The organism is Chryseobacterium panacisoli, assembly GCF_008274625.1.
GTDB lineage: Bacteria > Bacteroidota > Bacteroidia > Flavobacteriales > Weeksellaceae > Chryseobacterium > Chryseobacterium panacisoli.
This window is the reverse complement of sequence record NZ_VTRU01000001.1, coordinates 461,176-484,524: the sequence shown is the minus strand read 5'-3', so window position 1 is coordinate 484,524 and position 23,349 is coordinate 461,176. Positions and strand designations below refer to the sequence as shown.

At 35.8% G+C, this 23,349-nt stretch carries 20 protein-coding genes; 16 read left to right on the top strand and 4 right to left on the bottom strand.

All coding sequences use genetic code 11. The features are described 5' to 3' along the window. The first annotated feature begins 156 nt into the window (after nt 1-156). The 4 genes from FW781_RS02275 to FW781_RS02260 all read left to right on the top strand — a co-directional run bounded on the left by FW781_RS02275 (nt 157) and on the right by FW781_RS02260 (nt 5,550). Nucleotides 157-2,319 (top strand): M12 family metallo-peptidase, encoded by a 2,163-nt coding sequence (locus FW781_RS02275; protein WP_228720122.1) that lies wholly within the window; start codon nt 157-159, stop codon nt 2,317-2,319. A 134-nt stretch (nt 2,320-2,453) separates the two neighbouring features. Further along, nucleotides 2,454-3,380 carry a mevalonate kinase family protein gene (locus FW781_RS02270; protein ID WP_149385935.1) on the top strand — a complete coding sequence of 309 codons (927 nt, stop codon included), beginning with the start codon at nt 2,454-2,456 and terminating at the stop codon, nt 3,378-3,380. Between the two features lie 10 nt (nt 3,381-3,390). Continuing rightward, entirely contained in the window at nt 3,391-4,320 is a 930-nt protein-coding gene (locus tag FW781_RS02265) for a UbiA family prenyltransferase (protein ID WP_149385934.1), read from the top strand. A 63-nt stretch (nt 4,321-4,383) separates the two neighbouring features. After that, the gene (locus tag FW781_RS02260; RefSeq protein ID WP_149385933.1) at nt 4,384-5,550 is read left to right on the top strand and encodes a proline dehydrogenase family protein; all 1,167 of its coding nucleotides are present in this window, start codon (nt 4,384-4,386) and stop codon (nt 5,548-5,550) included. Between the two features lie 488 nt (nt 5,551-6,038). Here the strand turns inward: FW781_RS02260 and FW781_RS02255 are convergent, their stop codons facing one another. After that, complete coding sequence (locus FW781_RS02255; protein WP_149385932.1) at nt 6,039-6,575, bottom strand: helix-turn-helix domain-containing protein; 537 nt, start codon at nt 6,573-6,575, stop codon at nt 6,039-6,041. Nucleotides 6,576-7,544: 969 nt separating this feature from the next. Here FW781_RS02255 and FW781_RS02250 point away from each other — a divergent pair. Continuing rightward, a complete protein-coding gene (locus FW781_RS02250; RefSeq protein WP_149385931.1) occupies nt 7,545-8,654 on the top strand; it encodes a M14 family zinc carboxypeptidase in 1,110 nt (369 codons plus the stop codon). 173 nt (nt 8,655-8,827) lie between these two features. Here FW781_RS02250 and FW781_RS02245 read toward each other — a convergent pair whose 3' ends face one another. Next, nucleotides 8,828-9,325 (bottom strand): DUF4920 domain-containing protein, encoded by a 498-nt coding sequence (locus FW781_RS02245; RefSeq protein WP_149385930.1) that lies wholly within the window; start codon nt 9,323-9,325, stop codon nt 8,828-8,830. A gap of 142 nt (nt 9,326-9,467) precedes the next feature. On the opposite strand from FW781_RS02245, the gene FW781_RS02240 reads away from it, so the two are divergent. The 7 genes from FW781_RS02240 (at nt 9,468) to FW781_RS02210 (ending at nt 18,114) form a co-directional block, all read left to right on the top strand. After that, nucleotides 9,468-10,880: an APC family permease gene (locus tag FW781_RS02240; RefSeq protein WP_149385929.1), complete on the top strand. Its 1,413-nt coding sequence runs from the start codon at nt 9,468-9,470 to the stop codon at nt 10,878-10,880. A gap of 158 nt (nt 10,881-11,038) precedes the next feature. Then, the gene (locus FW781_RS02235; protein WP_047374475.1) at nt 11,039-11,479 is read left to right on the top strand and encodes a GPW/gp25 family protein; all 441 of its coding nucleotides are present in this window, start codon (nt 11,039-11,041) and stop codon (nt 11,477-11,479) included. Nucleotides 11,480-11,503: 24 nt separating this feature from the next. After that, a complete protein-coding gene (locus tag FW781_RS02230) occupies nt 11,504-13,387 on the top strand; it encodes a type VI secretion system baseplate subunit TssF (RefSeq protein ID WP_149385928.1) in 1,884 nt (627 codons plus the stop codon). Nucleotides 13,388-13,708: 321 nt separating this feature from the next. Continuing rightward, nucleotides 13,709-16,537, top strand: coding sequence for an excinuclease ABC subunit UvrA (uvrA, locus tag FW781_RS02225; protein WP_149385927.1), 2,829 nt, complete (start codon nt 13,709-13,711; stop codon nt 16,535-16,537). Between the two features lie 11 nt (nt 16,538-16,548). Continuing rightward, entirely contained in the window at nt 16,549-17,148 is a 600-nt protein-coding gene (locus FW781_RS02220) for a hypothetical protein (RefSeq protein ID WP_149385926.1), read from the top strand. Between the two features lie 312 nt (nt 17,149-17,460). After that, nucleotides 17,461-17,865 (top strand): hypothetical protein, encoded by a 405-nt coding sequence (locus FW781_RS02215; protein WP_149385925.1) that lies wholly within the window; start codon nt 17,461-17,463, stop codon nt 17,863-17,865. 114 nt (nt 17,866-17,979) lie between these two features. After that, on the top strand, nt 17,980-18,114 hold the full coding sequence (locus FW781_RS02210) for a bacteriocin-like protein (RefSeq protein WP_077417018.1): 135 nt from the start codon (nt 17,980-17,982) through the stop codon (nt 18,112-18,114). Nucleotides 18,115-18,148: 34 nt separating this feature from the next. Here FW781_RS02210 and FW781_RS02205 read toward each other — a convergent pair whose 3' ends face one another. Beyond that, the gene (locus FW781_RS02205; protein WP_149385924.1) at nt 18,149-18,691 is read right to left on the bottom strand and encodes a DUF3828 domain-containing protein; all 543 of its coding nucleotides are present in this window, start codon (nt 18,689-18,691) and stop codon (nt 18,149-18,151) included. 122 nt (nt 18,692-18,813) lie between these two features. Between FW781_RS02205 and FW781_RS02200 the strand changes: the two genes are divergently transcribed. The 3 genes from FW781_RS02200 (at nt 18,814) to FW781_RS22265 (ending at nt 20,294) form a co-directional block, all read left to right on the top strand. After that, nucleotides 18,814-19,326 carry a DUF421 domain-containing protein gene (locus tag FW781_RS02200; RefSeq protein WP_149385923.1) on the top strand — a complete coding sequence of 171 codons (513 nt, stop codon included), beginning with the start codon at nt 18,814-18,816 and terminating at the stop codon, nt 19,324-19,326. Nucleotides 19,327-19,331: 5 nt separating this feature from the next. Then, complete coding sequence (locus tag FW781_RS02195; protein WP_149385922.1) at nt 19,332-19,823, top strand: GNAT family N-acetyltransferase; 492 nt, start codon at nt 19,332-19,334, stop codon at nt 19,821-19,823. 285 nt (nt 19,824-20,108) lie between these two features. Continuing rightward, nucleotides 20,109-20,294, top strand: coding sequence for a hypothetical protein (locus tag FW781_RS22265; protein WP_172625642.1), 186 nt, complete (start codon nt 20,109-20,111; stop codon nt 20,292-20,294). A 2-nt stretch (nt 20,295-20,296) separates the two neighbouring features. Here the strand turns inward: FW781_RS22265 and FW781_RS02185 are convergent, their stop codons facing one another. Next, complete coding sequence (locus FW781_RS02185) at nt 20,297-20,611, bottom strand: DUF4286 family protein (protein ID WP_047385794.1); 315 nt, start codon at nt 20,609-20,611, stop codon at nt 20,297-20,299. A gap of 149 nt (nt 20,612-20,760) precedes the next feature. On the opposite strand from FW781_RS02185, the gene gyrA reads away from it, so the two are divergent. After that, on the top strand, nt 20,761-23,346 hold the full coding sequence (gene gyrA, locus FW781_RS02180; protein WP_149385921.1) for a DNA gyrase subunit A: 2,586 nt from the start codon (nt 20,761-20,763) through the stop codon (nt 23,344-23,346). Nucleotides 23,347-23,349 lie beyond the last annotated feature (3 nt).

Sequence of the window (23,349 nt, the reverse complement as noted above, 5' to 3'; positions counted from 1 at the left end):
TAACGTCTTTTTTTTGTTTTAATGAATAAAAAACATTCATTTAAGTATTTGGTTTAATTTATTTATATAGTTGCTACAAATATTAGAATGTAGCATTTATTTTTCACTATATGTTGATTTTTTTTGTTTATTTGTGAAAATATAAATTGTTAAATCATGAAAAAAATTCTATTAATTTATTTTTTGGGATGTTTTATTTTTGCTTTTTCCCAGAAATTAAAGCCAATTTCACAAAAAGTTTCGGAATATCATAATGAAAAAATAGAGCTTAAAAGCTATGATCTGTTTGAGATCAATAAGAATCCTGATAAACTGGCTGAATACAAAAAGGCAGCAACAGATATTACGGTGATGTCTTTGAAGTCAGCAGAATTGAAAAGATTAATCAGAGAAAAACCTGATTTTCTTGAAATATCTTTTCCCTTTGATGGCGGGAAGCAGATCACTGTTGAAATGTACAGACATCAGATCTTAACCAACGATTTTAAAGTTGTAACAGACAAAGGTAAAACAGTAGACTATACACCAGGAGTTTATTATCAGGGAATTGTAAAAGGTGATAATGCCTCTATTGTGGCTTTTAGTTTTTTTAATAACGATATCGTAGGAGTTGCTTCTACTCTCGGATTAGGAAATATCGTACTTGGAAAAGCCAAAAATTCTGAAGATTTTGTAAGCTATTCAGATTCTAAGTTAACAGGCTCCAATCCATTTGCCTGTGGGGTAGACGGACTAAAAGAAAATCAAACCCAAAGACCTGTTTTTAATCCTACCAATACCAATAATAAAAAAACGGATAATTGCGTAAGAATCTATTATGAAGCAGGCTTCGGTCCTTATACCCAAAATGGCAGCAACACAACTACTACCACCAATTGGGTGACTGCCATGCATAATAACGTTACAACATTGTACGCCAATGAGAATGTTAATGTAGCCTTAAGTGAAGTTTTTGTTTGGACAACTACTGATCCTTATGCAGGCTCACCAAGTGCAATTCTGAGTCAGTTTAGAACCACCAGAACTACTTTTAATGGTGATGTGGCACAATTATTAAGAAATCCTGCTACGACAAGTATTGCATATGTAAATTCATTATGTACCAATTACAGATATTCTTATTGTGGTATGAATTTAAATTATCAAAATGTGCCCACTTATTCATGGAATATAGAAGTGATGACACATGAACTCGGACATAATTTAGGATCACCTCATACTCATTCCTGCTTCTGGAACGGAAATAATACAGCAATTGATGGCTGTGGACCTGCTTCAGGAAACAACGAAGGATGTACTGCTGCTCTTCCTCCTGCAGGTGGTGGTACTATTATGAGTTACTGCCATTTGTTAAGCAGTGTAGGGATTAATTTTGCGAATGGCTTTGGTGTACAGCCAGGAACATTGATCAAAAATACGGTAGATTCAAAAGGATGCCTGGGTACGAACTGCACAGCATCTTGTCCTACATCCATCTCAAATTTTAACATTAACAACATCACACAGTCTTCTGCAAATGCCACTTTTACAGATGCTGTTTCAACATCATGGAAATATAAACTGACGACAGGTAGCGGAGCGGCGGTATCTTCCGGAAATGCCAGTACACAGTCTTTTAATTTTACAAATCTTCAACCGGCATCTTATTATAGACTAAGTGTAGGAACAGATTGCAGCGGACCTAATGCGTTCCAGCTATCAAAGCTTTTCCTGACTGATGGAACATGGTGTGATGGAACTCAGTTTTTAGATACAGGCGGTTCCACAGGTCAGTATGGAGATAATGAAGACCTTGTTAAAACATTTTACCCTACCCCTGGCTCATCTATGACAATGACATTTACAACATTTGATCTTGAACAAGGCTATGATTTTATGTATGTGTATAATGGTCCTTCTACAGCTTCACCATTATTTGCAAATGGAAACAATCTGAGTGGAAGTACAGTTCCAGGTCCTTTTACATCAACAGATCCTTCAGGTGCTATAACAGTAAGATTTGTTTCAGATGGAGGAGTTACAGGAAATGGCTGGAATGTAAACTTCTCTTGCAGTGTCTTGGCAGTAGAAGATATCAGTACAAAAAATAGTTCAATAGATATTTATCCGAATCCTGCCAAAAATATGATAACCCTCTCTTCAACAGAAAGATTAAAAGGATATAAAATCTATGATGAAGCAGGAAGGCTGGTAGCTTCCGATTCTTCTTTAAAAGGGAATAAACAGGAAATAAACCTTTCCTCAATTCAGACAGGAAACTATGTGATCACTGTAGAAACAGAGAAGCAGACTATTAATAAAAAGCTGATCAAACAGTAATTTTTTAAATAAAACTTTGTAAAGCCTGATTTTATCAGGCTTTTTTTGTATATTTAAATAGAAAAAATTCGGCCTGAGTTTTGCTTATATTCAGCGGAATAATTTTTAACTTTGCAAAAAGATTTATTGTCGATATGACCAACCCTCTATTTTATGCAAAAATAATCCTGTTTGGAGAATACGGAATGATTGAAGATTCCCAGGGGCTTGTAGTACCTTACAGCTTCTATAAAGGAACTTTAAAATTTTCAGATCTGAGTTCTGAATTTGAACTTAAATCCAACAGACATCTGCAGAAATATTCTGAATATCTTACAACTCTAGATCTTTCTGACGATTTTAAGTTGGATATCGGGAGTTTTAAAAATGATATTTCTAACGGACTTTTCTTTGATTCCAATATTCCTCAGGGATATGGAGTAGGAAGTTCGGGAGCTCTGGTAGCGGCTATTTTTGAAAAATATTCAATCAGTAAGCTGAATCCTGAGAACATCTCAAAAAATAATCTTAAAAAATTAAAAGCTGTTTTCGGTGAAATGGAAAGCTATTTCCATGGAAAAAGTTCAGGAATGGATCCTTTGATCTGTTACATGAATCTTCCGATCCTTATCGAAAATAAAGAAAATTTAGACAGGGTAAATATTCCCGAAGGAGAAAAAGGGAAAGGAGCTATTTTCCTGATCGATTCCGGGATAACAGGTGAAACAGGTCCTATGATTCAGATTTTCTTTGAAAAAATGAAGACAGAAGGTTTCCGCAAAACCCTGAAAGAAGAATTTATCCGTTATAACAACGCATGTATTGAATCTTTCCTTAAAAAAGATATGAATCCTTTCTTCAGAAACCTGAAAAAACTTTCTCACTGGGCCTACGAACACTTCCGTCCTATGATTCCTGAAAGTATTTTTAATATCTGGAAAAAAGGACTGGATTCTAACGCTTATTATCTGAAACTCTGCGGAAGCGGTGGAGGCGGTTATATCTTAGGATTTACCAAAGACTATGCAAAAGCAGAAAAAATGCTTGAAGGCTTCCAAAAAGAAGTGATTTACAGATTTTAAACAGGCTGGAATGAATTCTGAAAAAGAAACTTTCCAATCTAAAAATTATGTACCAAAATCTTTATTACACAGGTTTTCACAATTCGTGGGCTTTCTGCTCGGAGCAAGGTTTTTTGTAGCTGCTTTACTGACATTTGCCCTCTATGTTTCTACTTTTTTCCTGTTCAATCAGGATGAATCTTTCAGAAAATTCGTCTTTGATTTCAAAGTACACGGTATTATTTTCTGTACCGTTCTTACCATTCTCGCCGGCGGCATCATCAATCAGTTCTATGATCTGGAGAAAGATCACGTCGTAAAACCTTTCAGAACAAGGGTTCAGAGTTTTATCAAGCAGAAATATTTTCTATATGCTTATCTCGTACTCAGTGTTATTTCTTTAGGAGTAGCCTGGATGATATCCCATAATGTATTTGTTTTTTTTGTGGTCTATCAGTTTTTTATGTGGTTTTACAGCCATAAACTGAGCAGAATACTCATTGTAAACAATCTTACCTTTGTCAGCCTTACTCTGTATCCGTTCTTTGGAATGATGGTGTACTACGAAACCTTTTCAAAAAAGGTATTTCTGATGGCTGTTTTTCTTTTTCTTATTTTGCTGTGCATTGATATTGTGAAAGATACCCTTACCCGAAGTGTAGACAAGACTTTCGGATATGCCACAATTCCTAATTATTTTAAAAGCAGAAATACCAAACTTATCCTGACTTCTTTACTCATGATTACCATGGCAGTTTCTATGAAACTCATTATCAAAACCGGTATTACCGGATTCATGGCCTATTATTTTGCCGGAGGGCTTTTTATCATGATAGTGTGTATCTATCTTCTTATCAATGATTCCCGGAGAAGTAACTTTTTTACGTTAAATATATTACGATTCTGGGTTTTTGTAGGAATTATTGCAATGCTTTTAAACGGAATAGAGCATAAATTATAAAAAAAATCTTTAAATAAGCTGAGGTTATTATTACCTTTGCATAACTAAATTTAATAAATAGGAATGCCCATTTTTAATGATACTAAAGTTGCATTTGCAGACAAGTCTGATGCACAATTGAGAAAGGCTTACTGGATGTTTAAAATGATTGAACAGCCCACTCTTACAAGCCTTGGAACTTCTGTCCTGAATTTTACAGTACACAACAATTTTCCTTTCGTTAACGGAATTGTAAAAAATACCTTATTTGAGCAATTCTGTGGTGGTGAAACCCGTGAAGAAAGTATGAAGGCTGTGAAACAGCTGTTCAAAAGAGGTGTTGGAAGTATTTTCGATTACTCTATTGAAGGTAAAGAAGATGAAGAAACTTTTGATGCGGTTTGCAAAGAAATTAAAGATATTGTTAGATTCTCGGTGGGAAATCCGGCCATTCCTTTTATTGTATTCAAACCTACTGCTTTCGGAAGAATTGATCTTTATGAAGCTGTTGGAAAAGGAGCGGAACTTACTACCAGCCAGAAAGAAGAATGGGCAAGAGTGGTAAAAAGATTTGATGAAGTATGCAGTCTTTGTCACGAGCATGATAAAAAAGTAATGGTAGATGCTGAAGAAACCTGGATGCAGGATGCAGCAGACCATCTTTGCGAAGAAATGATGGAGAAATATAATCAGCAAAAACCTATCGTCTGGAATACCATCCAGATGTACAGAACAGGAAGACTGGAATATATGGAAGCTAATCTTCAGAGAGCAAGAGAGAAAAACTACTTCATCGGTTACAAAATTGTTCGTGGTGCTTATATGGAAAAAGAAAGAGCCAGAGCAGCAGAGAAAGGATATGCAGATCCTATACAACCAAGTAAAGACGCTTCAGATAAGAACTACAATGCAGGAATCGACTTTGTAATGGATCATCTGGATAAAGTTTCTGCCTTCTTTGGAACCCATAACGAAATCTCTTCTGAGCTGATTATGGATAAAATGAAAGCAAAATCTTTGGATACTGACAATCCGCACGTTTATTTTGGCCAGCTTTACGGGATGAGTGATAATATTACATTCTATTTGTCTGATAAAGGCTATAATGTGGCTAAATATCTTCCTTACGGACCTGTAAAGGATGTTGTGCCGTACCTGACGAGAAGAGCCAGAGAAAACACCTCTGTAGCCGGACAAACCGGAAGAGAGCTGGGACTCATCAAAAAAGAACTGGAAAGAAGAAAGAAATAATAATATTGCTCTTATTATACCTAACAGGCCTGCTGATTTGCAGGCTTTTTTTATTGCAATCAAATCCAATACAGAAACTTCATTATTTCTGAAGAAACAGACTTTAGATTGTAAAATAAAATTCACAATAATCGATATAATTATTATTTACATTAATTATATGTTAAAATAATACGATTTTTATTGTTGATTTAACTTTAAATAATTATATTTGATAGAGCCATAAAAAAACAATGCATGAAAAATGTTTTCATTTATCTTTAGGATATTGTCCTGTGACAGAATCTTTCTCAATACATAAACAACTTATCAACGTTATAAATATCCGGAATTATAAAACATATTGTGGGATGGATGGCCATCATGATGTACAAATTCATCAGCTGAATTCCCACTTAATTTTTTAAAAATAAAATAAAGCAATAGCTTTAGTTTTCTTCTTCAAATATTTTTTAACCTGATCATATTCTTTGGTCAGGTTTTTACTTTTAAGGTTCAAAACTTTCAAATTTTCCGTTTTCATAGAACAAGACAATACGCTTTATTTTACTGGTCTGATTACCAATAACTTGACCTAATATCTGGTCATCTGAAATTTCTAATCGCTGAGAATCCGATATTTTTTCCGGAGCTTTATCCTGGGCAGGTATAAACGATTCTCCGGGGCTTGATTTTGGAGCTTCCCTTTCCGTTTCAGCACTCCCGAATTCATCATCATCATTCATCATGGTAAATAAGTCGGGGAGAGGAGTTGTTTTTATTTTTTCCTCTTCAGTATATTCATCAGGAATTTCCGTTTCAGGCAGCTGAGATTTCAGCATTTCTCCCTCACCGGTAACCAGCCAGTCCCACAGAAGTTCCGGGAAACGGGATTTTATTTTTATGATAAACTCAAGAGACGGTTTGTTTCTTCCTGATGTAATATGCGAAATGGACGAACGCTGTACATCAATCTCATCAGCAAACTCAGAAGGAGTAAGATTGGAATACTCTATAATTTTGGAAATTCTTTCATTTAAACTCATAAAAATAAGCCTTTAATTATTTTACAAATGTAACTCATATAATTTACAAATGCAAAATACAAATGTAAATAATTGAAATTATTATTTGTATACAAATGTAATCTGACAATAAAGCATTTTAAATCAATATATTATATTTAAATTACAATTGTATTTAATAATTATATTAATCTTCTATAGGAACTCTTCTGTAAACATTCAGACACAATATTGTTCCTTAATTGACCCTAAATATTAGTTTATAAATGTAAATTAAGGCATTTTCAACGGGCATTTAATCCCTTAAACGACTTCTTATTTACTATTTACATGGTTAATCTACTAATTCTCTTCTCAGGCATCCAAATATAGATAAATATCTGTTTTAAGCGGTATAATAGCTATTTTAGAAGTATTACAATAGTAAATTACGGATGTAAATATCCTGAATTGAGCTGATATAACTCTTGGTTGGAGGAAAATGAACTCATACTAAACAACTATTTTTATTGCCTGTTAAATTATTCCCTAATAATATAAACTTAACTAAAATTCAAAGAAGATTTCTGTTTTTAGATCATTTTACATTTGTATAATATGGTAAACAACAAAGTTTTCCACAATTTTTATGTTTAATAAAATAACCAGCAATTGCGCAAAAACAGCCTTTTTTACACTTCAAGTAATATTAATAATGTAGTTTAGTTGATGTGTATAACTAATTGATTTTATGTATTTTAAATATAATGAATTAAATTATTCGCAATCCACAATTTTATCAACAGACAATATGTCAGCAGACGCTGTTTAACAATGTTACAGTTGTTAAGTTGATTTTGAATCAGAATACTGATGTGATTTAAGCTTTGTAAATTATTTTCAAATTAAGAAACAAATGTAAATAGCTGTATTTTGACTATATTCACAAATGTTAATTTAAGTTTTTGCCTAAAAATGGTTAAATTTGATTCTTGTAAATTATTTCTCAAGATGAATTTTGAACAGATCTACTCTCAGACCCCCGATTTCTCAAATCGCTATATTTCCCCTGAAAAATTATTTTCTTACCTACAGACCAATCTCAGCGATTATATTCAGGAGATCGGAACATCCTATTTAGATAAACCTATTTACCGGCTAACTATAGGAACCGGAAAGATTCAGGTATTGGCCTGGTCACAAATGCACGGAAACGAATCCAACGCGACTCATGCTATGCTGGACCTTTTAGTAACTCTTGATAAAGAACCTGAAATGAAAGAGGATTTGTTCAGTAAAATACAGCTTGATTTTATATTCATGCTGAATCCGGACGGATCTGAAAGATGGACAAGACTGAATGCAGCCGATATTGATCTGAACAGAGATTTTCATAACGAAGCCAGTAAAGAGATTAAGTTTCTGAAAAGCGCAGCTTCTTCAAAGAAATATGATTATGCATTAAACCTTCATGAGCAGAGAACCATCTTTACTACTGACGGTATTCATCCGGCTACACTTTCTTTTTTGGCACCTTCCGAAAATGTAGAACGTACCGTTACTGAAAACAGAAAAAAATGCATGGCAGTGATCGGAAATATATATAACCATTTGAAGGAAATGATCCCAAACCAGATCGGAAGATATTCTGACGAATTTTATCCTACCTCCACAGGAGATAATTTTATCAAAGCCGGAATGCCTACGATCTTATTTGAAGGCGGACACTTTGTAGATGATTACACCAGAAAAGGAACGAGAAAATATTATACTATTGCTCTTTATTATGCATTAAAGGCTATAAGCGAACTGAACTCCGATACTACAGGCTGGGAAACTTACCTTGAAATTCCTGAAAATCAGGAAACTCATTATGATATTATTTACAGAAATGTAAAACTGAACACAGAACACGTCTGCATACTGGATATAGCGGTTCAGTACAGGGAGATCAAGGAAGAAGGGAAAGATGATATCTCTTTTATTCCTTTTGTAATGGAGGCAGGAGATGTAAAGAAAAGAAAAGGCTGGCTGGAAATAGACTGTACCGGAAAGAAATTTGTTTCTGCTGCTAAATATCCGAAACTGGATTCCGTAGTAGATTTTAAAATTGAAGATTAAAAAATCGGCTGCCCTGAAGGACAGCCGATCTTTATTTTTTTATCTGATTTCTGAAAGTTTATATTCAATAGGAATGGGTTTTAGCCCATTTAATTTAAATAAAAATTCATACGGCTTTAGCCAAAACCTAACGTTGGAAATATAAAATTTAGATTTTATTCAATGATTCAAGTTTAGTTAACTACTTTAATTCCATTGGCTACAAATCTAATCTCTTCTTTAGGCTGAGTAATCGCATCAATTTCAGCCTGTGGCTTCTTAGCATCTTCTGCATAATGTTTCTGCTCGTTCACAGAAGTTACTTTTCTTTCTGCATTCCCTTCCAATACTACGTTTTTACCTTTTAAAGCTGTAGGCACAAAGAAAGCATAGTCTTTCATTTTTACAAAAAACTTAGAATTGTCCTCAGTCTGAATGGTAAGCCAGCATCCTTTCTTATCGCAAACATCAGTTACTTTTCCTTTAACAGCTACATTTTCAACCTTTTTGTTGTCTTTTTTAAGCTGTTTATTCAGGTTATCTACTGTGATTGCCTTAGATTCTGCAGATGAAGTTACCTGACCTCCATAAGTATCACCTACCAAAGCATTTCCTTCCGGCGGACCAGATTGAGCAAATGCAAAGGTAGAAGCTGTTAAACCTGCAGCCAATAATATAACTTTAAATTTCATTTTTAATATTTTTTCCAAAAATACTAATTAATATTGAATCATAACCGATTTAAAAATGATAAAAAACAGCTGTTTCAAGGATTTTTCAATAAAATTCAAAATCAAAGACAGATTTGATTATATTTGACCCCTATACTTGACTATGCAAAAAAAACTGAAACTATGGGACGCCATTATGCTGGTGATGGGTTCTATGATCGGAAGCGGGATCTTTATTGTAAGTGCTGATATGACGCGAAACCTGGGATCAGGGTTTTGGCTGATTGTAGTATGGGTTATCACAGGAGTGATGACTGTAGCAGCAGCCATAAGCTATGGAGAGCTTTCTGCACTGTTTCCGAAAGCCGGCGGACAATATACCTACCTGAAAGAGATTTTCGGTAAAAGGATGGGATTCCTTTATGGCTGGGGATTATTTACTGTAATACAAACCGGAACAATTGCTGCTGTAGCAATGGCTTTTGGTAAGTTTACAGCCTATCTTATTCCTTCACTTAATGATGCCGCCCCAATTTTTCAAAGTGGTGAATTCAAAATCACATGGATACAGATTCTGGCGATTGCAGTTATTGTTTTGCTTACTTATATCAATACCAGAGGGGTAGAGAGCGGTAAAATCCTTCAGAACATCTTTACAGGTTCTAAAATCATCGCATTATTAGGCTTAATAGCTGCCGGTTTTATATTGGTAGATATTTCTCATCTATCAGAAAACTTCAGCTGGGGTACAGATTCTTTTAATAATCTTAAAAAAGATTTGAGTGGTAATTTCCTTAAAGAAGGCTGGGAACCCATTGGAGGAATGACTTTGCTGGGTGGAATTGCTGCTGCAATGGTAGGTTCTGTTTTCAGTTCTGTGGCCTGGGAAAGTGTAACATTTGTTTCCGGTGAGATTGAAAATCCTAAAAAGAACGTTGTAAAGTCGATGATTTATGGGACTTCTGCCGTAATGATTCTTTATATAGCCGTCAATTATGTATACTTAAATGCATTAGACAGAGACGGAATTGCATTTGCCGCCAATGACAGAGTAGCGGTAGCTGCCTCTCAGAATATTTTTGGAAGTGCAGGAACTATCATTATTGCTTTATTGGTAATGATCTCTACATTTGGATGTAATAACGGATTGATTCTGGCAGGAGCGAGAGTTTTTCAGACCATGGCAAAAGACGGAATGTTCTTTAAGTCGGCGGTAAAAAACAATAAAAATGAAGTTCCTGAAAATGCTTTATGGATGCAGGGAGTCTGGGCTTCTATTTTGTGTCTGAGCGGGCAGTATGGGAATTTATTGGATATGATCTCTTTCGTGATCGTTCTGTTCTATATGATTACGGTTTTTGGAGTGATTTACTTAAGAATAAAGCAGCCTGAGCTGGAAAGACCTTATAAAACATGGCTTTATCCGGTAACTCCTGTTATTTATCTTATTATAGGAACATGTTTCTGTATCTTACTGTTAATTTACAAACAGCAATATACGTGGCCGGGCTTTGTATTGGTATTGCTGGGACTTCCGGTGTATTATTTTATCAATCGAAAAAAGGCGGATGCTTAAATAAAATAAAGATACTATAGATTAAGGGCTTTCAAACTGAATTGAAAGCCCTTCTTTTGAATAATATTTTAATGTATTGTAACAATTATTTGGTGAAAATGCGTACTTTGGTATTCCGTTTTTAAATAAGCGGAACCATGAAGTAAAAACTATAAGTTATGGATACACCAAATTACAGAATGCCTTTCGTACCGTCTACTTTAATGACCGAAGGCGGAAGTATCGATACCTGCGATATGGGAGAAAGTATTGCTCACAATATTATGCTGCTGATCACCACCAAAAAAGGGGAGAACAGATATGATGAAAACTATGGAAATGATGTTTGGAACCTTGAATTCGATAACGGAGTAACAAGCGCCATCTGGGAAAACGTTTTTGTCAAAAGCCTAAGAAGACAAATCCAGGAATATGAACCAAGAATTGTTAGCCCGCAGATTGATGCCCATATACAATTTGTGGAGCACAGCTACGATACTAAAGAACACACCGAAATTAAAAAGAAAGTAAGAATTGCCATCAATGCAAAAATGGAGGAAACAGGAGAACGGTTCAGCTTTTCAACCGAATTGTTTCTAAGCCCGATGTCTATTGATTAATATTTTTAACAGCGAAAGAAAATTATGAATTTAGATCAGAATATTTATTCCAAAGAATCTGTAAAAGCAAGAATGCTTCAGAATGCAACTAAAGTTTGGGGACTCAGAAGCCCTCAGTCTTTAGATCCTTTTGTAAAACTGTTGATAGACGCTTTCAGTACAGAAGTTTTTAAAGCGAATAATGAAATACAGACGGTAAATGCCCGTATACTGGAAAAACTGGCAAAACTTCTTACACCATCTATCTATACACATCCTATCCCGGCGCATTCCGTGGCTTTTACACAGCCTTATGATTCATCGGAAGTTTTATTGGAACACACGGAGTTCTTCTTCCGTAAGCAGATGACTTCCACAGTAAAGTCAGAATCCGATAAGCAGCTGAATATCCCTTTTACTCCGGTAGGAAACGTAAGAATCAATAAAGTTCATACCTCCATCATGTTTGTAGGAAATACCTGCTACAGCATAGATGACAGATTTAATAAAATTCCTATTGCAAGATTCCAGGGAAGACCCGAAGATTATAGAAAAATTACAATAGGAGTAGATGTAAGCAAATATATCAGTGAAAATTTCCCTAAATATCTGAGCATCTTCTGTTCCAATCCGGCTTTTGAACATCTTGATTTTGTATATAAATTATTGCCGTACATTTCGGTGTCCAGCAATGGAAACCCTTTATTTGTAAGAGAAGGATTAAGCTATCTTACAGAAAATCATACTGACGGCTACGAACAGATGTTCAAAGAGCAATCCATCAGAAATAAGGTAATTGACGATATTAAAAGCATTTACCGCCATAAATTTATTGAAGTAACAGGAATCTCTCAAAGCTTGTTCTCAGAACCCGGACAACTTCCTCAGAATCTTGATTTCCTAGAAGGAAAAGAAGAAATTACAAAGTTTCTGGATAATAAAAGTTTCTTGTGGCTTACTTTTGAATTCCCGCCACAGTTTTCAGCAGAAATCCTCGATAACTTCTCGTTTGTCCTGAATGCTTTCCCAATCTACAACAGAGGCTGGAAAAAAACAGAATACAGTCTTGATATCATGGGAAATAATATTCCCCTGGTAACCGATGAAGGAGAACATTTCCTGTATGTAGATGAGGTACAGGACGGTGACGGCAGAAAGTACACCGAAATCCCTTTTACACCGGCAGATGACCTTAAAAAAGGGTTATATACCGTAAGAAAAGGTGGAATGGAACGCTTCACAAGCAGGAATGCCGTTGATATGATTGCGAATGTTCTTGAATTAACAAGAGACGAAATTGCAGCATTTTCCCTGCTGAACAGAGATAACGTAAAAGGCGTTCTCAGCGAAATGTCCGATAAAATGAAAACCATGGTGCAGAAAGTAAACAATGCCAAAAGGAATATCAGACAGGAACTGAATTATGTCATCATGGAACCGGTAGAAAAAACTGATCATACCTATGCTTCTTTCTGGGTAACTCACTGTACTCTGGCTAATCACATGCGCCCGGGAACCGAACTTTCCAATCAGTTGAAATCTCAAACAGTTGTACTGCTTACCGAAACGCTAGGTGGTGCCGAAGAACAGAAAGGAACAGACAGTATTCAGGCTTATAAATATGCACTTACAACAAGAGATAAAATCATTTCTTTGGAAGATGTCAAAAACTATTGCCGCATGATTCTGAAAGATGAGGTAAGAGAAGTGAGAGTGAGAAGAGGAACCATGATCAGCAACAAACCCAAAGAAGGTTTTGTAAGAACTGTTGAGGTAGAAATTATTCCGCAGAACTATTCTTTCTACGGAAGAGCGTATTGGGAGAACATGGCCAATATTATCAGAAATCAGATCATTGCCAAAGCCATTGACGGGATTGAATATGTAGTAAGAATAAACAATGAAGATGTCGATTTCCAGGACATGTAACTCTTTAAAGAAAATTAAAATCAGTTTAAAATATAAAATGCCGTAGTTGATACGGCATTTTTTTTATTTCATTAAATTGAAAGAGTTGCGGAATCAGCCAAATCAGTGTGATCCAAAACATTCAATAGAAGCGGGCTTTAGCCCGTTTAACAAAAAAATATATTCATCCGGCTTTAGCCAAAACCTGTATGACCACCCTGCCACATTACTTTACAAACCTCTATGAATTTATGAAATTTTTATACCTTTTATATTCAAAAAAAGTCTATAAAATTTCGTATTTTTGCACGTTGTGATTTTCAGGCAAAATCATCCCGAATTATGAGCAAATCAACAGAATATATAGAAGTTTACGGAGCACGTGAACACAACCTTAAAAATATTAATGTTAAAATTCCACGCAACGAATTGGTCGTTATTACCGGCCTTTCGGGAAGCGGAAAATCCTCATTGGCTTTTGACACCATTTTTGCAGAAGGCCAGCGCCGTTATATAGAAACATTCTCTGCGTATGCACGTCAGTTTCTGGGTGGATTGGAACGTCCTGATGTAGATAAAATAGAAGGACTTTCACCCGTTATCGCCATCGAGCAGAAAACAACCAATAAGAACCCTCGTTCAACGGTAGGAACCGTGACAGAGCTGTATGATTTTCTTCGCCTTTTGTATGCAAGAGTTTCGGATGCGTACTCTTTGTCTACAGGACAAAAGCTGGTGAGCTATACAGAAGATCAGATCCTGGAAACCATCAAAGAAAATTATAAAAAAGAAAAAATTATGCTTTTGGCGCCGGTAGTGCGCTCCAGAAAAGGGCATTATCATGAACTTTTTGTACAGATGGCTAAAAAAGGCTACGGACAGGCAAGAATTGATGGCGAATTGCAGGATATTGAATATGATTTAAAGCTAGACCGTTATAAAACCCACGATATTGATATCGTTATCGACCGTTGGATTATAGGGGAGAGTGCATCAGAAGGCAGAATGGAAAAATCATTGCGTACCGCGATGGAAATGGGAGAAGGAATTATCGGAATTCAGAAATTGGGAAGTAAAGACATCGAATACTTTTCCAAAAACCTGATGGATGCGGAAACAGGACACTCTTTGGCTTTGCCGGAACCAAATACTTTCTCATTCAACTCTCCGAAAGGAAGCTGCCCAAACTGTAAAGGATTGGGAACAATCAAAAAGATCAATACCGATTACTTTATTGATAATCCAAAACTATCCATCAATCAGGGAGGGTTATTACCATTGGAAGATATCAAATCTAACAAATGGATTCTTTCTCAGATCAAAAACATTCTTGAGATCTTTGGGCTGGGATTAACAACGCCTTTAAAGGATATTCCTGAAGAAGCATTGGATTACATCTATAACGGATGCCATAAAGAATTTAATAAAGATCTTAAATACGCCGGAATTACCAAGAAGATTAAGATTGGTTTTGACGGGCTGATTGCTTTCATGGAGGAAATGATTGATGAAAGAGAATCTTATGAAGCCATTTTGCTGGAAAGACACTTTACTACAGAAGAAACATGTCCGGAATGTCACGGGACACGTCTTCAGCCTTCAAGTTTAAGCTTTAAAATTGACGGGAAAAATATTGCTGAGGTCAATGGACTAAGCTTAGCAGATTTAAAAGATTGGTTAGCGGATGTTAAAGATAAATTCTCAGAAAAAAATAAAATCATTGCTCACGAGATCTTAAAAGAAATTGAAACCAGACTTCAGTTCTTATTGGATGTAGGGTTGGACTATTTAAGCTTGAGCAGGAGTTCAAAAACCCTTTCAGGAGGAGAATCACAGAGAATCCGTCTGGCAACACAGATCGGATCTCAGTTGGTCAATGTATTGTATATTCTTGATGAGCCAAGTATTGGACTTCACCAAAGAGATAATGAAAGACTGATCCATTCCCTGAAAAACCTTAGAGACATCGGGAATTCTGTATTGGTGGTAGAACACGATAAAGACATGATTCTTGAAGCCGATGAGGTTTTGGATATTGGCCCAAGAGCCGGAAAATTCGGTGGTGAAATCCTTTGGCAGGGAAAACCAAAAGATTTGTTGAAAGCAGATACCATCACTGCTCAATATATCAATGGAAAAAGAAAAATTGCAATTCCTGAAGAAAGAAGAGCGGGAAGCGGTAAAAATATTGTTTTAAAAGGAGCTACAGGAAACAACCTTAAAAATGTAACCCTGGATGTTCCTCTTGGAAAACTGGTGGTTGTAACCGGAATTTCAGGAAGCGGAAAATCTTCTTTGATTAACGGAACTTTATACCCAATCCTTAACAAGCATTTCTACAGAGCCGTTCAGGAACCTTTACCTTACAAGAAAATTGAGGGATTAGAGAATATTGATAAAATCGTAGACGTAGACCAGACTCCAATCGGAAGAACGCCACGTTCTAATCCTGCTACTTATACAGGAATGTTTACCGATATCAGAAACCTTTTTGCTGAGCTTCCGGAAAGTAAAATCCGTGGGTATAAGCCGGGAAGATTCTCTTTCAATGTAAAAGGCGGAAGATGCGAAACCTGTCAGGGTGGTGGATTGAAAGTGATCGAAATGAATTTCCTTCCGGATGTATATGTTCATTGTGAAACTTGTAACGGAAAACGTTTCAACAGGGAAACTCTTGAAGTTCGTTACAAAGGAAAATCAATTTCTGATGTCCTGGATATGACGATTGATGAAGCGGTAGATTTCTTCCAGCCGATTCCTAAGATTTTTGCAAAAGTAAAAACCCTGCAAGATGTAGGATTAGGATATATTACCCTTGGACAGCAGTCAACAACCCTTTCAGGAGGTGAGGCACAACGTATCAAGCTAGCAACTGAACTGGCAAAAAGACAAACAGGAAACACCCTTTATATCCTTGATGAACCCACTACAGGATTACACTTTGAAGACGTAAAAATCCTGATGGATGCCATCAACCAATTGGTAGAACTTGGAAACTCGTTCATTATCATTGAACATAATATGGATGTAATCAAATTAGCCGACCACATTATCGATGTTGGACCAGAAGGAGGGAAATACGGTGGACAGATTGTAGCACAGGGAACTCCAGAGGAAATTGTGAAGTCTAAGAAGAGCTTGACAGGGAAGTTTTTGAAGAGAGAACTTTAGTAAAGATTTTTATGAAAGCATTGGCACAAAAGAACGGACGAAATACAAGTTATTTTGAAATCAAAGAAGATGGTGTCCTTGTAAAGAATAGCTTTACCAAAGAGTTGCATGAATATAAAGTTCATTTTGCAGATATTTATGATGATGAAACTGTCTTTAGAAAAGCCAAAGATTGGGTGCTTTTGGCAATTGCCCTATCGGTTGTATTCAATTCCATATTGCTTACGATTGTAATTAATCAAACTTATCAGCTCTCTGCATCATCGGGTATGATTGTTTTTGTGATTGCTTTATTTCCGTCTCTTATTGTAACCGGATTGTGTAATAGTGAATTCAAAGTAGTGAGTTCTAAAAGTCTTGCCGCTGCAAAACCGATTACCTTCTCCTATTCTAAAAAAGAAATGGAAAACGTGGATACCTTTATTGCTGAAATTAAAAAGTGTAGAAAAGATTATTATCTGAAAGAATATTATAAAGTGGACAATCTAATTCCTATTCCAACACAGATTGCGAGAATTCACTGGCTTTATGAAAGCAAATATATTACGGAAAGTGATGCACAATTTATTCTTGACGAACTTGAAACCAGAAGGATAATCAAAGGGTTATAGCTAGTCAATATATAATGAATCATATAAAAAGAATCTGCGAAAGTAGATTCTTTTCTTGTATTTAGCTCTTCTTAAACTTTCTGGAATTAGCGAAGCCATTCTAAACGAGAAAAATGTAATAATTTACACTGAAATTTGCCTCCCAATATTAAATTTTCAATTATTTTAAAAATTTATTATACTGAAAATCAAACAATTAAATTCTAATGTTAACTCAATGTTAACTGAATGTAAAATTAATATGAATTATTTTTAATAACTTTGGGTAAGAGATACAAAAAAGGTTAGTATAACATTTAAAACCAATTAGTTATGAAAAATAGAATTCAAATATTGTTTGCTTCACTTTTCGTTTGTGGATTTGCTGCCGTTTTGAACACTGCCAAAGCCCAGACTACCAATCATAATACCATTGAACCTATTCAGCTGAATAGAAGTGAGACTTTTACAGATATAAGAAATAAACTGGAAGCCAATTTTGACCTTACCAATCCTGATTACAAGCAGGGAACCGTAAACTCAGTAGTGAAATTTGATATTGCAAAAAACGGGAAAATTGTAAATGTTCATTCCACAGGAGACTGCAAAACCGTAAGCAAAGAAATTGAAACGGTATTAAGTGATCTTGACTATAGAGTAGATCGTAATAAGCTGACTGAAAATATGGTTGCCTACACTTACGTAATGCCTGTAACAGTGGAGATTCACAGCAGATAATATTCATTGCATATTATTCATAAAAGTGTGAATAATGAAAACTTATCAGATTAAGTTGTAATAAAGAATAAACAGCAAGGTTTTAATTTTGGGCTACCATAAAATTAAAACTATATGAAAAATTTAAAGAAACTGACAAAGTCAGACTTGAAGTCAGTGTACGGAGGAGAACCTAAAAAATACTGTACGTTTTGCGAATGGGCAAATAAAGTAATTTGCAGTGATGTTCCAATCGTACAATGCCCGTAAAAAAATAAAGCCGCTTATATAAGCGGCTTTTCTGTTATTTTGTACTTTCAACAAATTCTGTTAATCTTGCTTTAAGATCTTTAGAATTCCCTATCTTATCAAAAGTAACATTATCTATTCTCCATCCTTTCTCTGTATTGATCAGATGTACGGTGTCCATCCAGGTTTCTTTAGGAGTAGAGGAATTATATTCAAACGCTAGCAGTGCTTCAGCAGTTTTATCCTGTATCTTGACAGATTTGATTTTGTAATCTGTAAACCCTTCATAAAGACTGGAAAAAATTGCACCTTCAAAGATTAATGGCTTTTCATCAGGGTGATCACTGTTTTTTACCTTTTCAATATCCGCTTTTGACGCATGTATTGCCTCGTCTAGAACTTTTTTTAAATCTGAAGAAAATAAACTATCAGGAATTGGTTGACTATAAATAGCTTCATTGGATTTGCCATACTGAGTATAAAGCTCATTTACTTTCCCATGAATAGCTGCCTCTGAAGACAGGGCGGGTTGAGGTTCATTCTTTTTGCAGGAAGCAAAGAACAGAAATATTCCTAAAAAGAGAAAAAATTTTTTCATTGATTATTATTTTTTTAGCGGTGTGTATCAGAATCTCAGGCTCAAAATGTATACCAAAATCTGTCAATAAAATATTTTTTACGAATCACAAAAATCAATACATTTGAGTAGATAAAAAAATTGTGGATCCTATTCTTAACGTTGCTGTCCGTTCCCTCTGCGTTTACCTATTCATGGTAATTGCTATTCGTTTATTTGGTAAAAATCAGCTTTCTCAGCTCAATGCAGGAGATGTAGTATTGCTTCTGTTGATTTCAAATGCTGTCCAGAATGCGATGGTAGGTCCAGACACCTCTCTTCAGGGAGGGATTATTGCGGCATTGGTTTTGTTTGTTGCTAATTTTATTGTAAAAAGGATCATGTTTTCCAGCCGTTCATTTCAGACCTTAATGGAAGATGAGCCGGTAATTCTTATCAGGGATGGAGTGGCAGACCAGGCAGCCCTGAATCGGGTGAAAATTACTGAAAGTGAACTGGAAGAAGCTATAAGGGAACATGGGATTGAAAATATACAGAATGTAAAGCTTTCCGTACTTGAAGTTGACGGGAATATCAGTGTTGTTTCTCAGGATGAGAAAAGCAAACAGACCCACTATTCAAGAATTAAAAGAAAAATGAAAAGAAAATACCATTAAATAAAATGAATTACGAATTAAGAGAAATGCTTCCCAGTGATGAAGCCAGAGTACTGGAGATTTTCAGACAAGGAATAGATGGTGGAATCGCCACTTTGGAAACAGAAGTTCCTACCGCTGAAGCCTGGAGCATGGAATATTTCAATGACTGCCGCTGGGTGCTGGAAAATGAAAATAATGATGTGATAGGATGGTGTGCTTTAAAACCGGTAAGCAAAAGAGAGTCTTTTAAAGGAGTTGCAGAAGTAAGCATTTATTTTGATAATGAATACCAGGGTAAGGGATTGGGTTCCGTATTGCTTAAAAAGATAATTCTGGATAGCGAGGACCACGGATTCTGGACATTGCAGACCAATATCTTCTCCGAAAATGAAATGGCCATCAAGTCTCATCAGAAAAACGGGTTCAGAGTGGTAGGAGTCCGTAAAAAAATGGGAAAGCTCAATGACCAATGGAAAGACCTTGTTTTGATGGAAAAAAGAAGCGAAATCATTTAAAGAATTATAAATTTGTTTGATAAACAAATTATCTCCATTACAAAATTCACTATTGACTTGCGAAGCAAAATTGACCATTGACAATAAAAGGCAGCATATTCCAACCTTAAACTTTAAACCTTGAGCTTTGAATTTTTATTTTTTAATTTCAATTTCTTTTGGCATTAACATTGATATATTTCGGTATCGAGATTGAAAAAGTGAAAATAATGAAAAGTATGTTTAAAATTGCTGGGGTAGGCGTGGTCCTGTTAATGCTGTCCTCTTGCATAGTGCATGAGCCTCATGGAAGAAGAATGCCGCCGGGTCATGCAAAAAGGTATTATGGTGGAAGTGCAAGATACTATGCACCTGGCCATGTTAAGAAAGTGTATATTTATGACGATCGTGGCCATCATCACAGAGGCCGTGGTCATGGACATCACAGATAAAAAAGAAAGCACTGATTTTTTCAGTGCTTTTTTATTATAAAATTATAATCTCGATTTTTTTGGGTTCAGAAAAGTATTAAAAATCATAACTTCCTGGCCGAATTTTTTCTCAATTCTTTCAGAAATATTCAGAAGTTCGCTTTGAATGAAGTCTTCCCTTAGTTGATCATTATCAAAGATTAACAGAAGATTATAGTTTTTACCTTCCTCAATAAAGTCACTGTGTACTTCAGAGAGAATATATTTGTCTACATCCATCAGGTTTTCAGTCATTAAAACCAGTGTTTCATCAATATAATTTTCCCATTCTTCTAGGTTGTCTTTCGTACAGTGGAAAGTTATACTTAATACGCTCATATTTTTATGAATTTTTAAGATTTTTTGGATAAATTCTACAGCAAAAATCGGCATTTTTTTCGTAAATTAGCCCGTTAATAAAAATTGGAAATAAATAATTTTCAGACTTACAGCTAAGAGTTTGAATATCATTACAATAAAATTTGTTTATGCAAAAAGAAGGAGAAAGACTGATTCCTATCAACATTGTTGATGAAATGAAGTCGTCTTATATCGATTATTCGATGTCCGTTATCGTTTCAAGAGCGTTACCGGATGTAAGAGACGGCTTGAAACCTGTTCATAGAAGAGTACTTTATGGTATGTATGGATTAGGGGTGTTTTCTAATAGAAAATATTTAAAATCTGCGAGAATTGTTGGGGATGTTTTGGGTAAATATCACCCGCACGGAGATTCCTCTGTATATGATGCTATGGTAAGAATGGCCCAGGATTGGAGCTTACGTTATCCTCAGGTTGATGGCCAGGGTAACTTTGGTTCAATGGATGGTGACCCGCCTGCAGCAATGCGTTATACTGAGGCAAGATTGAAAAAAATCTCTGATGAGGTGCTTTCAGACTTAGACAAAGAGACCGTTGATTTCCAGAATAACTTCGACGATAGTTTACAGGAGCCGACCGTAATGCCAACTAAAATTCCGAACCTTTTGGTAAACGGTACTTCTGGTATTGCAGTGGGGATGGCAACCAATATGGCGCCACACAACTTATCTGAGTCTGTAGATGCTATCTGCGCTTATATTGATAATAAGGAAATTACAATAGACGAGCTGATGCAGCACATCATTGCACCGGATTTCCCTACAGGAGGGATCATCTACGGTTATGACGGAGTAAGAGATGCATTCCATACAGGAAGAGGTAGAGTGGTTTTAAGAGCTAAGGTTAGCTTTGATGAAATCGGAAACAGAAACGCTATTATCGTTAGTGAGATTCCTTATCAGGTTAACAAAGCGGAAATGATCGCAAGAACAGCAGAGCTTGTTAAAGACGAGAAAATTCCTGGTATTCACGAGATCAGAGACGAATCGGATAGAAAAGGACTTCGTATTGTTTACGAATTGAAAAATGATGCTATTCCGAATGTTGTTCTTAACCTATTATATAAATATACGGCACTTCAGACTTCTTTCAGTGTAAATAATATTGCATTGGTACACGGAAGACCGGAGCAGCTGAACCTTAAGGATATTATTCACCACTTTGTAGAGCACAGACATGAGGTAATCGTAAGAAGAACTCAGTTTGAGCTTAAGAAAGCAAAAGAAAGAGCACACATCCTTGAAGGGTTCATGAAAGTAATCGGAACTCAGGATGCTTTAGACAGAGCGATTTCTATTATCCGTCACAGTGCAAACCCTCAGGCTGCTAAAGAAGGCCTTATCGAGGCATTTGAACTTTCAGACATTCAGGCTCAGGCGATTCTTGATCTCAGATTGGCTCGTTTAACAGGAATGGAGCTTGATAAGATCCGTGATGAATATGATGCGATCATGAAAGAAATTGAAAATCTTGAAGATATCTTAGCCAATGAGCCAAGAAGATTCCAGATCATTAAAGATGAATTGATCGAAGTCAAGGAAAAATACGGAGACGAAAGAAGAACCGAAATTGATTACTCAGGAGGAGAAATGTCTATCGAAGATATTATCCCTAACGAAGCTGTAGTTCTTACCATTTCTCACGCAGGATATGTTAAGAGAACTTCACTTTCAGAATATAAAATTCAGAGCAGAGGTGGTGTAGGAAATAAAGCGGCAACAACAAGGGATTCCGATTTCCTTGAATATATCGTTTCTGCAACCAACCACCAGTACATGTTGTTCTTTACAGAAAAAGGAAGATGTTACTGGTTAAGAGTATTTGAAATTCCGGAAGGCTCCAGAACAGCAAAAGGAAGAGCGGTACAAAACCTTATCAATATTGAACCGGATGATAAGATCAAAGCCTATATCAGAACCAATAATCTGAAGGATTCCGAATATGTAAATCAAATGAGCGTTGTGATGGTTACCAAAAACGGTACGATCAAGAAAACATCATTAGAAGCTTATTCAAGACCAAGGGTAAATGGGGTGAATGCTATTGAAATCAGAGATAATGACCAGTTATTAGGTGCTTACCTTACCAATGGAACATCTCAGATTATGATTGCTACCAAAAATGGTAAATGTATCCGTTTCCCTGAAGAAAAAGTAAGAGAAGTAGGTAGAGGATCTATCGGGGTAAGAGGTATTGCGATGGAAGACAATGATGAGGCTATTGGTATGATTGTTGTGAACGATGTAGAAAACGAAACAGTACTTGTAGTATCTGAAAAAGGATATGGAAAGAGAACTGCAGTAGAAGACTACAGAATTACCAACAGAGGAGGAAAAGGAGTTATCACCCTTAACATTACCGAAAAAACAGGAAATCTGATTGCTATTCAAAACGTAACAGACGAAGATGGATTGATGATTATCAATAAATCCGGTGTTGCCATCAGAATGGGTATGGATGAAATGAGAGTAATGGGTAGAAATACTCAGGGAGTAAAACTGATCAATCTTAAGAAAAATGACGAAATTGCAGCCATCGCAAAAGTAGCAATGGACAAAGATGTGGAAGAAGACTCTGAAGAAACTGAAGAAGGAACAGACATTGTAGCTGATAACCAGGAAGACAATGCAATACCTCAGGCTGAAAATGAAACTCCGGCAGAGGAAAATGAGAATTCTGATTCTGAAGAATAAATT